The following is a 12,693-nucleotide window of genomic DNA, read 5'->3' as shown; positions in this document are numbered from 1 at the left end:
CAAATTAACATTTTGAGGTGTCAATATGAGCAATAAATCATTCAAAAAAGGCCTTCGCCATCCGTTTGCATTTCTAGCCTTAGCGGTTTTGAGCGCCACTTTTCTCACATCAGAGGCACAAACGGGCAGTGCTTCGATCAATATCTATTCGGCGCGTCATTACCCAACCGATGAAGCCCTCTACAGCGATTTCACCAAAAGCACAGGCATCAAAATCAACCGTGTCGATGCGGACGATGCCGGCATCCTGACGCGACTGAAAGCCGAAGGCAATGCATCTCCAGCCGATGTGATTTTGTTGGTGGACGCAGCCAGATTGTGGCGAGCAGAAGTCGATGGCTTGTTTTTGCCCATCAAATCCAAGGTGTTAGAGGACGCGATTCCTGACAATCTCAGAGCCAAGCGCACTGACACTGGCGGAATTGCTTGGTTTGGTTTGTCAACACGTGCACGTGTCATCGTTTACGACAAAGCGAAGTACAAAAAATCGGATGTGGATACGTACGAGAAATTGGCTGATCCAAAGTTCAAGGGCAAACTCTGCATTCGCTCTGGTTCCCACCCCTACAACCTGAGTTTGTTTGGTGCCATGACAGAACATTTGGGCACCACACAAACAGAGGCATGGTTAAAAGGCTTGGTGGCCAATATGGCACGCAATCCTGCTGGTGGCGATACTGATCAGATCAAAGGCGTTGCTTCTGGCGAATGCGGTGTGGCCGTCACCAACACGTATTACATGGCCCGCTTGCTGCGATCCACCAATACGGCAGAGAAGGAGATGGCTGAAAAAGTGGGTGTTGTGTTTCCCAATCAGGGCAGCTGGGGCACTCATTTGAATGTTGCTGGCGGTGCGGTTGCTAAAAATTCAAAAAATACCGACAACGCAATTAAATTCTTGGAATATTTGGCCAGTACGTCTGCTCAAAACCATTTTGCAAATGGCAACAATGAATGGCCTGTTGCGAAAGGTGTGAGCTTTGACAATCCTGCCCTGAAGGCCATGTCGGGTGGTAGCTTCAAAAGCGAAGTGTTGCCTATCAGCGCTGTGGGTATGAATCAAATCAAAGTACAGCAAATGTTGGACCGCGTGGGTTTTAAATAGAATTTGGAGGTACTTTTTCTTTGGAAAGTACCTTTCATTAGGGTTTTCGATAGAAATTTTGTCTTTCAAATTGTATACAGTTTGGTGTGCAGTTGGCGTTCGTCAAATTAACGTCACGCCTTAAACCTCTGTGATTGGAAGAGCCCTATGACTACCGTATCCCTTCATCCTGTCGATGAAAAACTACCAACAGGCAAGCTGGCTGCATTGGGTTTGCAGCATGTATTGGTCATGTATGCAGGTGCAGTCGCTGTGCCGCTGATTGTGGGACGTGCCCTCAAACTCAGTCCACAAGATGTGGCATACCTCATCTCTGCAGACTTGTTTTGCTGCGGTTTGGTGACACTGATTCAGTCTCTGGGTGCTACACAATGGTTTGGCATTCGCTTGCCCGTCATGATGGGCGTGACCTTTGCCTCCGTGGCCCCCATGGTGGCCATGGCCAATGCAAACCCTGGAGAAATGGGTGCTCAATTGATCTTTGGGGCCATTATTGGTGCAGGCGTGATCTCCATCCTCATCGCGCCAGTGGTCAGTCGCATGCTGAGATTCTTTCCACCGGTAGTGACTGGCACCATCATCGCTGTGATTGGAATCAGCTTGATGCGCATCGGCATCAATTGGATTTTTGGCAACCCAGTTGGTCCCACAGCACCAAGCATCGTCAACCCAGAACACAAGCAATGGCTGGATGCAGCTGCGGCCGCCGCAAGCGCGCCAGGTTCAACATTGCCTGCCATTCCCAAAGACCTGGCTTTGTTACCGAAAATGCCCAACCCCAAGTATGCAGATTTAACGGGCGTTGGCATTGCAGGCTTGGTGCTGGTCACCATCATGTTGATTTCTAAGTATGCCAAAGGCTTTGTGGCCAACATTTCCGTTTTGTTGGGCATCGTGGTGGGTGGCGTTGTGGCCGCAGCGATGGGCTTGATGAACTTTGACAAAGTGGGCAAGGCCGCATGGTTTGACGTCGTGATGCCATTCCATTTTGGTGCTCCGGTGTTTGAGCCTGTGCTGATCTTGACCATGACGCTGGTCATGATTGTGGTGATGATTGAATCTACCGGCATGTTCTTGGCGCTTGGCGAGATGACCGATAAAAAAGTTGACCAGGCTGCACTGACGCGAGGTTTGCGCACCGATGGCTTGGGCACTTTGTTGGGCGGTATCTTCAATACCTTTCCCTACACCAGCTTTTCACAAAACGTAGGTCTGGTTGCCGTGACAGGTGTGAAGAGCCGATTTGTTTGTGTTGCAGGTGGTTTGATTTTGTTGGCGCTTGGTTTGCTGCCCAAAATGGCGGCCTTGATTGAATCCTTGCCAACTGTGGTGTTGGGAGGCGCTGGCTTGGTGATGTTTGGCATGGTGGCTGCGACCGGAATTCGCATCTTGAGCAATGTCGATTTCAAGAACAATTCCTACAACGCCATGATTGTGGCCATCTCCATTGGCATAGGCATGATTCCATTGATTGCACCTAATTTCAAACAATGGATGCCTCATAACTTGCACCCCTTGATTGAGTCAGGTATTTTGCTGGCTTCTATCAGTGCAGTACTTTTGAACTTGTTCTTCAATGGTGCAAATGGCGATACGCGAGATGCTGTTGAAGCGGCCAAGCAAGTGGATTCGCATTGAACGGTGAGTTGTCAGAGAAAAAAAGGCCAGCATTTGCTGGCCTTTTTTTTCGGGTCATAGCCAAGTCAAATCGACTGAAACCCTTCCAAGACATTGACTGTGTTGCGGCCAAAGTCTGCTACAGCATAGCCGCCTTCTAGGGTGAACACAGTGGGCAAGCGCAAAGAGGCAAGGGCACGGCCCACCTGCAGGTAATGCACTGATTTTAATTTGAAACCGCTGATGGGATCGCCTTCGTAGGTGTCCAAGCCCAGAGGCACAAGCAAAGCTTGAGGCGAAAAATCAGCGATAACCTGCAAAGCCTTTTGCAAAATGTCATACCAAGTTTCAAAGGCCGTACCTTTGGGCAAGGGGAAGTTCAAGTTGTACCCCTCGCCAGCACCCGTCCCGCGCTCATCGGCATGCCCTAAAAAGAAGGGGTACTCGGTTTGCGGATCACCGTGAATTGAAACGGTATAAACATCAGAGCGTTCATCAAAGATAGCTTGTGTGCCATTGCCATGGTGGTAATCAATGTCCATCACAGCAATTCGTTGCAGACCTTGAGAGCTCAAGTGTTGCGCCGCAATGGCGGCATTGTTCAGGAAACAGTAACCACCCATGTATGCTTTGCCAGCATGGTGTCCGGGTGGCCGCGTTAAAGCCACGGCGGATGATTCTCCCTTGCTCACTGCCTGAGCTGCGGCGAGGGCGCAAGCAGCACCTTCGCGCGCCGCTGTCCAGCTGCCTGACATAAGCGGTGTACCTGCATCGAAGGCATATTGCCCTAACTTGGCTGCAAAATTGAGGGGTGGTCTGTCCGTTCGGAAAGCCTGATTGCCAGGCAATGGCCAAACAGAGGGCAGTGCATCGCGGCTGACATTGTCTGGACTCAAACTAACCCATTCATCCCATGCTGTTGAAAGGAAGGTCAAGTATTCTGGTGAGTGCACGCGGAGAAGCGCTTCATCGAGTGGAAGATCGCCTGATGGCGTTAGCAACTCACCAACGGGTCGACGCTCAAGCTCACTCAATACATGTTCGAGGCGTTGTGGAACTTCATGGCAATCGACCAGCCGGCCCCTGAACATTTCTTGCCGACCTTTGTGTAAATGGTGCAGCTGGTTACTGAATATTTTCATGGTAGGTGTTTATTCAATGCTGGTATCAGAGCTTTGGTTCTAGAGCGTTTGGATGATTGTGGCTCGAGGCTGACGTCCTTAGCATGTCAAACATCGGTTGAATTATGGCGCAAATACATCTTGCGCAAACTCAATTGATCGGTTCGTTGAATAGTTAACCAACTCAAAAACAATGCGATACATTGCGACAGAGTACAAATACTCAGACAAGCCTACAGGCAGTCAACTGGGGCATCCTTTGGTTGAGTTGCTTGAAAGTTTGCACTCTCAGGGATCGATTGGAGAGGCAGCCAAACATCTAGGCCGCTCATACAGACATGTCTGGGGAGAGCTCAAATTTTGCAAATTAAAAAGCAAGTTTTAAAAAATACCAAACTGATTGAAAAGTCGCGTACTTTTACAACTTCTGCTTCGGCGGTAGGCTCTTTGCGATGAATGCTTCAATCGACTGAATGTCGATTGGTTTGTACAACACTTGAATGTTCAGTTTGTCAAACAGCTGCAAATGCTGGGGTGAAGTGTCCGCTGTCACAATGCAAGCAGGAATTTCTTCGTTGAATTCTTCACGCAATTTTTGGATGAAGAAGATGCCATTTCTTTCACCCAGTCGGAAATCGCTCAAAATAAAGTGCAACTCAGGAAGCTCTGCGAGGTATTCTGTAAACTCGTTCTCGTCATGCGGAATCAAATACACAGAATAGCCTGCACGTGTGAAATACTGTGCATATGCATTTTTGAGAGAGTAGTCGTTCTCAATGATGCCCAGATTCACACCAACCGAAGAGTGAAGCACTTCGTCGATCAATGCCGTCGGCTCAGCGCTGCCGTGAATTGCAGTCTGTGAGCCCACTCTATTTTTGAGCAACGCGTTGCCTTGCGTTACAGGGTAGCGTGTTTGAATTGTGAAAAGAGAGCCAACCCCAAGTTCTGAGTTGACAGTGCACTCGCCGCCAATTTTTTGAACAATGCGATTGACAATCGACAGGCCTAAGCCCAGGCCATCGTGATGTGATCGAGAGTGCTCAGAGCGAAAAAACTCTTTGAATATCACTGGCAAATCTGCGGCTGGAATGCCATGCCCCGAGTCTTTGACACTGAATTTAAGTTGGCCCTGTTCACTGTCAAATGCAACAACAATACTTCCAGTATCTGTATATTGAATGGCATTGAACAATAAATTTCTGAGAATTTGCTCTAGAAGTTGAGGGTCACCTTTCGCAAAAATGTTTTGGTGTTTGACCGTGAAAGAGAGGTTCTTCTCTTTGCACAAATCAGAAAAACTAACTTCCAGATCGTGTGCCAATTGCGCAATTGAAAACTCAATGTTTCGTGGAGAAACACCTGAATCAAGTTTGCTGATGTCTAACAGTGTATTGAACATGTTATTAAGGACGGCGATGCTATTGCGCATGCGTGCAAATACCCGGTTTTCGTACTCGGGTAGATTTTTGGCGTCAATCATGTCTACAAAGATATTGATCGATTGCATGGGTTGACGCAAATCATGGCTGGCTGTGGCAATGAACTCAGATTTGGCAACGTTGGCCGCAATGGAGGCATTCTTTTCAGCGACCAGTTGATCAATCATGGCGTCATTCTTAAGTCGCAATGAAAACGACTTTTCCCATGATTGAGAAAAAAGCATGGCCATTTTGATGGCCAAATAGAATGCCACCATGGAGCCAATTGGAATGGGCCAAAAAATGAATTCGTAGTGCGTGACGATGAAAAGCAACTCAGGTAGTTTGAGCGGCAACACAAAGTAAGTGAAAGATTTCCAACTGACACAGTAGCCCACCATGCCAACAAACAAAATCGTTAAGCTGATGATTTGATAAATCAAGTAATTGGCTGGGTCTGCAGTGTCCACAAAAATGAACCAGCCAATGCCCCAAACAAAAGTCACAGTTCCTAATGCAATGTTAAGAAGCAGCAAGTTGGTTTGAACATTTGCCTTGACATCAATTTTTTTAATCAGGAAAAAACGTCCGATGACCACCACGGCCATCATCGCAAACCAAGCATTGATCAGCAGGTTGTCAGTGGTCCTCCAGTAAAGAGGGATGCACAAAATGGGCGCCAGTACAGTGGCAATGGTGCTGGATTTGGCGAAGCTGTGCATGTATTGCAGCTTCTCAGTCGCCACAAGCTGCTCAAAATTTGGAAACTCAGCTTGTAGATTTTCTTGATTCATGTATTTATTGCTGAGCAGTGATGCATGTGGCGTTAATTGCTCAACAACTGATATTTTTGAGCTTTAAGAACCGCCTGCGTGCGATTGAAAACCCGCAATTCTTTGAATATTTGATTGATGTGAATTTTGACTGTCTGTTCTTTGATTTCCAGATAGTCAGCAATGATTTTGTTGGGATGGCCCAGCGATATTAGATGCAGCACTTCCAATTGCCTTTGAGTCAGTCGGAAATCAGGTTGTTCTTCTGCCGTTTGAACAACAGATGGCATGCTACTCACTCTAAATAGTTTTTGCATCTTGTTGTAGATGCTGATGGACGTGTTGTTCTTTGAAACAAACAATGTTGCACCTGCAGCCACTGCACGTGGTTCCCAGGTTGGTGATTCAAGACCTGATATGGAGACCACATGTTCTACGTTGCTTTTTTGTTTGAATACCTTAATGCCAGCCAGTCCGCTTAGTCCAGGCATTTTGACATCGAGTAACACAACCCATGTTTTGTCCATGGCATCGACCAAATCAAGCCCCTCACTGGCGTTGCTGGCTGTATAGACACCGATGCCCAAGTTGCTGAATTCTCGTGTGAGAATCTCGCCTAATGCTTCCCGGTAGACTGGGTGATCGTCGATGATCAGAAGTGCATTGGAGTATTGATGGGTCATAGCTCGTTTGATCTTAGCCGCTGCCCTGCGATTTTCAATGAAACTTAGGTTATAGATGGTGCAAAATGCGGCTGAAAATAGTTTCTCACAATTCGCTGTTCTGGCAAAAAGTTCACTCAACCTCCATCCTGAAGCATGTGCACCAATTTCACACCCATTCAGAAACCCCAATGGGTCAAGGATGCTTTTGGTGTCGATGTGCCGGCTGGGTACCCAAGTGAGGCCTATCCTGGCTTTGAAGCCCCCGTCGTTGTGCAGAGTCATCAAACATCTAGAGTGGCTTGTGGGTTGGCCAAATTCGGTTTAATACCCGCTTGGGCAAAAGACGACAAAATAAGCCGCCATACCTACAACGCACGTAGCGAAACAGCAGCCGAAAAGCCCAGTTACCGAGCTGCGTGGCGAAATCGCCAATACGGCTTGGTACTGGTTGAAAATTTCTATGAGCCCAGTTACGAATCGGGTAGGGCAGTGCGTTGGAAGATTGGTTTGGCCTCGGGCGATCCGTTTGGCATCGCATGTTTGTGGGACCGATGGACAGATCCCACTTCTGGTGAATTGGTGGTGAGTTTTTCGATGCTCACGGTCAATGCCGATGCGCACCCTGTGATGAAGCAGTTTCACAAGCAAGGTGATGAAAAGAGAACGCCTGTGATCATTCCGCCGAATCTGCACAGTTCTTGGCTAGCCTCCTCCACAGAAAGCGCGGCAAATTTGATGTCATGGCAGCACATGCCGCCACTGCTTGCAGAGCCTGCACCTGTCAAACGACTTTAAAGATAAGCGCTTCATTCATGGCTCATTTTTTTGAGTCATCTGGTTTCGGACTTTTTCCAAGTACGCCTCAAAATCAAAATCGGGTCCTTGTTCAAAGGCAATGGCCTGCCAATGTTTGTGCGTTGCGATGAGGTTTTTCTCTTTGTGTTTAACAGGACAAAAGTAAGCTTCTGTGGCTTTGATAATTTCTTGAACATAAGCTGCCACACCCACGCCATAAGCACAGTAAGTGCAGTGAAACTTTGACACCCAGTCCAAGTACTTCAACTCTTGTCTGTCAAAAATAATGTAGTCTTTTCTGTTGAACTTTGTAATGCCATAAATGGGAAAACAGGTCCATTGGTAAAACGAGACACAAAGATCAAGGAGCATGATGGGAAATACCATGCTGTAAATGATCGGTCCCGTAATGAGGTTGATGGGTCGCGATCGTTTGATCAGTGCAATGAGACCGATTTGATGGTTTGTTGGCATACGGGCGCCTTTCATTAGGGAATTGAATATCAATTTATCCCCATACCAAAACGGCAGCTTGACATATGTCAACCTAATTCATGTGACAATCATTTCAGTTTGAGAATCACAACTTTGAAATAAATCATGAGCAACATCAATTTCAAAACCTATATCTGCATCGTTTGCGGCTTTGTCTATGACGAAGCCGAAGGTCGGACCGAAGATGGCATTGCACCTGGTACTTTGTGGGCCGATGTTCCAGAAGACTGGACATGCCCGGATTGTGGTGTTGCCAAAGCTGACTTTGAGGTTGTCGTTATCTGAGGGTTTTGTGAAGCTAGTTTGGACGTGTCATCGTTCAGTCATATGTTTTAAGTAAGCTTGTAAGAATGACACAAGACAAAACAGTTGCACCAATGAGTGTTTTTGAGCGATACCTGACGGTATGGGTTTTTCTGTGCATCCTGGCTGGTATTGCACTGGGACAATTTTTCCCGCAGGTTTTCCAAGCCATTGGCAGCATGGAAATCGCCCAAGTTAATTTACCGGTCGGTTTGCTCATTTGGGTCATGATCATTCCCATGCTGGTGAAAGTAGACTTTGCTGCCTTGCATGAAGTTCGCAAGCACATCAAGGGCATTGGCGTTACCTTGTTTGTGAATTGGTTGGTCAAGCCGTTCTCAATGGCCTTGTTGGGTTGGTTGTTCATTCGGCATTGGTTTGCACCTTTGCTTCCACCAGATCAAATTGACAGTTACATTGCTGGCTTGATTTTGTTGGCGGCCGCACCTTGTACAGCCATGGTGTTTGTGTGGAGCCGGCTCACAGGCGGTGACCCCTTGTTTACCTTGTCGCAAGTGGCGCTGAACGACAGCATCATGGTGATTGCCTTTGCACCCTTGGTCGCTTTTTTGCTAGGCATTTCGGCCATCACTGTTCCTTGGGATACTTTGCTTGCCTCAGTTGTTTTGTACATCATCATTCCCGTTGCCCTGGCGCAATGGCTTCGGAAAATTTTGTTGTCTAAGGCTCAGCAAGTCTTTGATGATGTGATGGCGAAAATAGGACCCTGGTCTATTGCAGCCTTGCTTGCAACCCTGGTACTGCTGTTTGCATTTCAGGGTGAAGCCATATTGAAACAGCCTTTGATCATTGGACTTTTGGCCGTCCCCATTTTGATTCAAGTGTTTTTCAATGCGGGGCTGGCCTATTGGTTAAATCGTGCTGTTGGCGAGAAGCACAACATAGCGTGCCCGTCAGCACTGATTGGAGCTTCTAATTTCTTTGAGTTGGCTGTGGCTGCTGCCATCAGTTTGTTTGGCTTTAATTCTGGTGCGGCACTGGCCACTGTGGTGGGGGTACTGATTGAAGTACCGGTGATGTTGCTGGTGGTTTACGTCGTGAACAACTCAAAAAATTGGTACGAGAAGTCCAACGAAGCCAATCATTAAACTGCGATGAATGAGGCTTGGGGGTTCAATGTGAATTGATCATGTGACTGGCCAGCTCGCTAAACTGGTTCAGCAAAGCTTGCCGAAATTCTTCATCGCCGACTTGTTCGGTTAAAGCTTGTGTCATGCACAGCATCCACTCATCGCGTTCTCTAGCGCCAATGTTGTAAGGCGCATGACGCATGCGCAGTCGTGGATGCCCCTTCTTTGCGATGTACAGGTTGGGCCCACCTAGCCAGCCCGACAAATACTCAAAGAGCATTTCTTCGCTGCCTGCCAAACTTTCAGGGTGAAGCTGACGAACAGCATAGGCTTCCGGCAACTCTTCCATCAACTCGTAGAAGCGATGGACCAGTTTTTTGACAGCAGGCTCGCCGCCGATCAGTTCGTAAGGGGTGATTGATTTTTCCAATTTATTCCATCTTGGCGCCAGACTTCACAATCACCTGTTCCCATTTGTCAATTTCTGTTTTGACAAATGCACGAAACTCATCAGGACTGTTGCCTACGGGCTCTGCGCCTTGGGCTTCCATTTTGTCCTTGATGTCTTGGGTTTGAAGCGCTTTGGTTGCAGCATTGTAAAGTGCAGCAACGATGTGTGGAGGCGTTTTAGCGGGCGCAAACAAGCCGTTCCAACTGGACACCTCAAAGTCTGGCAAGCCTGCTTCGGCCATGGTGGGGACATTGGGCATCGTGCCCATGCGCTTTTTACTGGCCACCGCAATCACGTTCAGTTTGCCACTTTTCAAATGGGGAATGGCCGACAAGGCCGTCTGAAAACTCATTTGAACTTGACCGCCCAAAAGGTCGGCTATGGCCGGTGCCGCGCCTTTGTAGGGCACGTGAATCAAATCAATGTTGGCTCTCATTTTCAACAATTCGCCGGCCAGGTGAGGGGAGCCGCCATTGCCACTTGAAGAGAACGCAAATTTGCCAGGATTTTGTTTAGCGACTGCGATGAACTCTCGAAGGTTCTTGGCCGGCACAGAAGGATGAAGCGTAAGCACAGAGGGTGCCGTCATGAACTGCGTGATGTGAACAAAGTCACGCATCGTGTCGTAGCCCATGTTTTTGTAGGCGGTCATGTTGGTGGCATTGGCAATGGTGCCCAGGAGGAGGGTGTAACCGTCGGGCGCACTGCGCGCTACAAATTCGGAAGCAATGTTGCTACTGGCACCCGCTCGGTTTTCCACAATGATGGGTTGGCCAAGTGTTTCTTGCATTTTGATGGCGATGCTTCTGGCAACGATGTCCGTAGCACCCCCTGGGGCATAGCCCACCAACAGCTTGATGGGCTTGACAGGATAGTTGCTGTCTTGCGCGTAACTTGTCAGTGAAAAACATGCCAAAACAACGGCCCAAATTCGACGCATACGCAACCCGTTCATAGTCATTGATCAACTTTGAAGTTTAGAGACTCTTGACGGTCACATGCAAGGCGTATGGATTGGTAGAGACCCTAGGGTGAATTTTCTTCATGCTTTCTTCAGTAAGATGGCTCAATAAAATCAATGTCCATGGCACTGGACAGTTACCAGTGGGCATTTGATTGACCGAATTGGAGTTATGCGTTGTGAGTACATTCATCCAAACCAATCTAGAGAAGCCTCGCGCATGGTTTCCACAAGAACTGTCGCGAGATTCCTCTTGGATTCATTTTCTAAGTCGTGAGGCCGTGACTGAAATTGAGGAAGCGCTTCAGCATGCCAAAGCAACGGGGAAAAATTGGCTAGAAATGACAGCCAACGACTTCCCCTTGAAGCGACACGCCAAGCAAGCCATCGATCAAGCCTTTGCAGTGACTCAGACGGCGTATGGCATGTGCTTGCTCAAGGGTTTTCCAGTTGAACGTTGGTCGGTAGAGGACGCGCGCTTAGCGCATTGGGGCATTGGCCTCAATGTTGGCGTGGCCAGAACACAAAACATTGCCAGCCAAGTGATGAACGATGTTCGCGATGAAGGTGGTAGTTACAAGGTAAAAAATGGCCGTGGCTACAACACCAATGCAGGTTTGGATTTTCACGTTGACTCATGCGATGTGGTGGCCTTGTTGTGCTTGCAAACAGCAAAATCTGGCGGCACCAGCAAGGTGACTAGCTCGATAGCCGTGGTTGATGAAGTGAAGCGATTGCGACCGGACCTGATTCCTGTGATGCAGCAACCTTTCTATTACAGCTACCAAGGCACCAATGACGCCAGCCAACCGCCTTTTTACAAATGTCCCATTTTGGGTGATGACCCAGAGTTTTTCGCTTTGCGTGCCAATCGAAAAAATGTCACGGCTGCGCAACGCGATTTTCCTGAAGTACCTCGGTTAACCTCAGCGCAAATTGAGTTGCTGGACCTACTGGATGAACTGCTGCCCGATGATAAGTTTTGCTATTCCATGCAACTTGACAGAGGGGATATGCAGTTGTTGAACAACTATGTTGTGATCCACTCGCGCACCAATTTTGAAGACCATGAAGAGCCTGAGCGTAAGCGTCACTTGCTGCGACTGTGGCTCAGTATTCCTCAAGGGCAGCGGTTGCCACCCCTTTGGAAAGAGTACTTTGGGGACATTGAAGCGGGTTCTGTGCGCGGTGGTGTTCGAGGCAGTCAAATCACAGAAGCATTTTTGGCTTATGAGAAGCGTCAAGCAGAACATTTGGGGATGACGCTGCGGCGCGCCACATGATTTAAATTTTTTGACGTGCATTGAGCACCTATGAATTCAGTTCAAATTGATCCAACGCTGCGTCAAGAGCCCTCGGCAGAAGTTCTGGGTTTTTCTTTGAACTTTCCCATCGAGACTTTATCTGAAATCGACCGATTGGGAAAATCTTTTCTCCAAGGGCTGGGTGTTGAGTCGTTCGATTCAACATTGTTTTACCCTTATGAGTACAGATTAAATATAACCACCAACATCAGATGGCACTTCAAATGCGCATTGGCATCAATTCGGGTCCTGTGGTTGCGGGTGTCATTGGTCACACCAAGTTCTCATATGACCTATGGGGCAATACCGTTAACACCGCCAGCCGCATGGAGTCAACTTCTTTGCCCGGCAAAATTCACATTTCTCCGAGTACCTATTTGCAGGTGAGGGAACACTTTGACATTCGGGAGCGTGAATTGGTTGAATGCAAAGGACTTGGGAAAATCATGACATATTTTGTCAATGGTCACTTGTCGGATTGAATTGCTCACAATGAATACATTGAATTTACAAGCTATCACGCCAAACCCTAGCGCCTGATCCCAAGTACTTCTTCAAGTGTTAGGGTTAGGAATTTTGACTTTATATTGA

13 protein-coding genes are annotated in these 12,693 nt (G+C 47.8%); 7 read left to right on the top strand and 6 right to left on the bottom strand.

The features are described 5' to 3' along the window. The first annotated feature begins 25 nt into the window (after positions 1-25). Positions 26-1,105 carry an extracellular solute-binding protein gene (locus L103DPR2_RS09700; protein WP_055360906.1) on the top strand — a complete coding sequence of 360 codons (1,080 nt, stop codon included), beginning with the start codon at positions 26-28 and terminating at the stop codon, positions 1,103-1,105. A 147-nt stretch (positions 1,106-1,252) separates the two neighbouring features. Continuing rightward, positions 1,253-2,743: a nucleobase:cation symporter-2 family protein gene (locus tag L103DPR2_RS09695; RefSeq protein WP_055360905.1), complete on the top strand. Its 1,491-nt coding sequence runs from the start codon at positions 1,253-1,255 to the stop codon at positions 2,741-2,743. A gap of 65 nt (positions 2,744-2,808) precedes the next feature. Here L103DPR2_RS09695 and L103DPR2_RS09690 read toward each other — a convergent pair whose 3' ends face one another. From L103DPR2_RS09690 to L103DPR2_RS09680, 3 genes are all read right to left on the bottom strand, one after another. Beyond that, positions 2,809-3,864, bottom strand: a complete 1,056-nt coding sequence (locus L103DPR2_RS09690) for a histone deacetylase family protein (RefSeq protein ID WP_055360904.1) — start codon at positions 3,862-3,864, stop codon at positions 2,809-2,811. Positions 3,865-4,261: 397 nt separating this feature from the next. Continuing rightward, positions 4,262-6,058 (bottom strand): ATP-binding response regulator, encoded by a 1,797-nt coding sequence (locus tag L103DPR2_RS09685; protein WP_082466781.1) that lies wholly within the window; start codon positions 6,056-6,058, stop codon positions 4,262-4,264. A gap of 32 nt (positions 6,059-6,090) precedes the next feature. Next, positions 6,091-6,840 carry a response regulator transcription factor gene (locus L103DPR2_RS09680; RefSeq protein ID WP_156339889.1) on the bottom strand — a complete coding sequence of 250 codons (750 nt, stop codon included), beginning with the start codon at positions 6,838-6,840 and terminating at the stop codon, positions 6,091-6,093. A 15-nt stretch (positions 6,841-6,855) separates the two neighbouring features. Between L103DPR2_RS09680 and L103DPR2_RS09675 the strand changes: the two genes are divergently transcribed. After that, positions 6,856-7,497, top strand: coding sequence for an SOS response-associated peptidase (locus tag L103DPR2_RS09675; RefSeq protein ID WP_055360901.1), 642 nt, complete (start codon positions 6,856-6,858; stop codon positions 7,495-7,497). Between the two features lie 15 nt (positions 7,498-7,512). Here the strand turns inward: L103DPR2_RS09675 and L103DPR2_RS09670 are convergent, their stop codons facing one another. Beyond that, complete coding sequence (locus L103DPR2_RS09670) at positions 7,513-8,043, bottom strand: hypothetical protein (RefSeq protein ID WP_156339888.1); 531 nt, start codon at positions 8,041-8,043, stop codon at positions 7,513-7,515. A gap of 54 nt (positions 8,044-8,097) precedes the next feature. On the opposite strand from L103DPR2_RS09670, the gene L103DPR2_RS09665 reads away from it, so the two are divergent. Next, on the top strand, positions 8,098-8,277 hold the full coding sequence (locus tag L103DPR2_RS09665; RefSeq protein ID WP_055360899.1) for a rubredoxin: 180 nt from the start codon (positions 8,098-8,100) through the stop codon (positions 8,275-8,277). Positions 8,278-8,342: 65 nt separating this feature from the next. After that, positions 8,343-9,404 (top strand): ACR3 family arsenite efflux transporter, encoded by a 1,062-nt coding sequence (gene arsB / locus L103DPR2_RS09660; protein WP_231717618.1) that lies wholly within the window; start codon positions 8,343-8,345, stop codon positions 9,402-9,404. Between the two features lie 25 nt (positions 9,405-9,429). On the opposite strand, the gene L103DPR2_RS09655 is transcribed toward arsB, so the two are convergent. Together L103DPR2_RS09655 and L103DPR2_RS09650 are read right to left on the bottom strand one after the other, a co-directional pair. Then, positions 9,430-9,816, bottom strand: a complete 387-nt coding sequence (locus L103DPR2_RS09655) for a group II truncated hemoglobin (RefSeq protein WP_055360898.1) — start codon at positions 9,814-9,816, stop codon at positions 9,430-9,432. A gap of 1 nt (position 9,817) precedes the next feature. Continuing rightward, on the bottom strand, positions 9,818-10,777 hold the full coding sequence (locus L103DPR2_RS09650) for a tripartite tricarboxylate transporter substrate binding protein (RefSeq protein ID WP_197274866.1): 960 nt from the start codon (positions 10,775-10,777) through the stop codon (positions 9,818-9,820). Between the two features lie 200 nt (positions 10,778-10,977). Between L103DPR2_RS09650 and L103DPR2_RS09645 the strand changes: the two genes are divergently transcribed. After that, positions 10,978-12,081, top strand: coding sequence for a TauD/TfdA family dioxygenase (locus tag L103DPR2_RS09645; RefSeq protein WP_231717617.1), 1,104 nt, complete (start codon positions 10,978-10,980; stop codon positions 12,079-12,081). 233 nt (positions 12,082-12,314) lie between these two features. Continuing rightward, entirely contained in the window at positions 12,315-12,584 is a 270-nt protein-coding gene (locus L103DPR2_RS09640; protein WP_082466780.1) for an adenylate/guanylate cyclase domain-containing protein, read from the top strand. The last annotated feature ends 109 nt before the right edge of the window (positions 12,585-12,693 follow it).

The organism is Limnohabitans sp. 103DPR2 (assembly GCF_001412575.1).
In the GTDB taxonomy this organism is placed as follows: Bacteria; Pseudomonadota; Gammaproteobacteria; order Burkholderiales; family Burkholderiaceae_C; genus Limnohabitans_A.
This window is presented reverse-complemented; position numbering and strand designations above follow the sequence as displayed.

Coding starts and splice junctions, on each gene's coding strand:
- L103DPR2_RS09675 (WP_055360901.1), top strand. CDS start 6,856: ATGTGCACCAATTTCACACCCATTCAGAAACCCCAATGGGTCAAGGAT.
- L103DPR2_RS09695 (WP_055360905.1), top strand. CDS start 1,253: ATGACTACCGTATCCCTTCATCCTGTCGATGAAAAACTACCAACAGGC.
- L103DPR2_RS09650 (WP_197274866.1), bottom strand. CDS start 10,777: ATGCGTCGAATTTGGGCCGTTGTTTTGGCATGTTTTTCACTGACAAGT.
- arsB (WP_231717618.1), top strand. CDS start 8,343: ATGACACAAGACAAAACAGTTGCACCAATGAGTGTTTTTGAGCGATAC.
- L103DPR2_RS09700 (WP_055360906.1), top strand. CDS start 26: ATGAGCAATAAATCATTCAAAAAAGGCCTTCGCCATCCGTTTGCATTT.
- L103DPR2_RS09690 (WP_055360904.1), bottom strand. CDS start 3,864: ATGAAAATATTCAGTAACCAGCTGCACCATTTACACAAAGGTCGGCAA.
- L103DPR2_RS09665 (WP_055360899.1), top strand. CDS start 8,098: ATGAGCAACATCAATTTCAAAACCTATATCTGCATCGTTTGCGGCTTT.
- L103DPR2_RS09640 (WP_082466780.1), top strand. CDS start 12,315: ATGGCACTTCAAATGCGCATTGGCATCAATTCGGGTCCTGTGGTTGCG.
- L103DPR2_RS09685 (WP_082466781.1), bottom strand. CDS start 6,058: ATGAATCAAGAAAATCTACAAGCTGAGTTTCCAAATTTTGAGCAGCTT.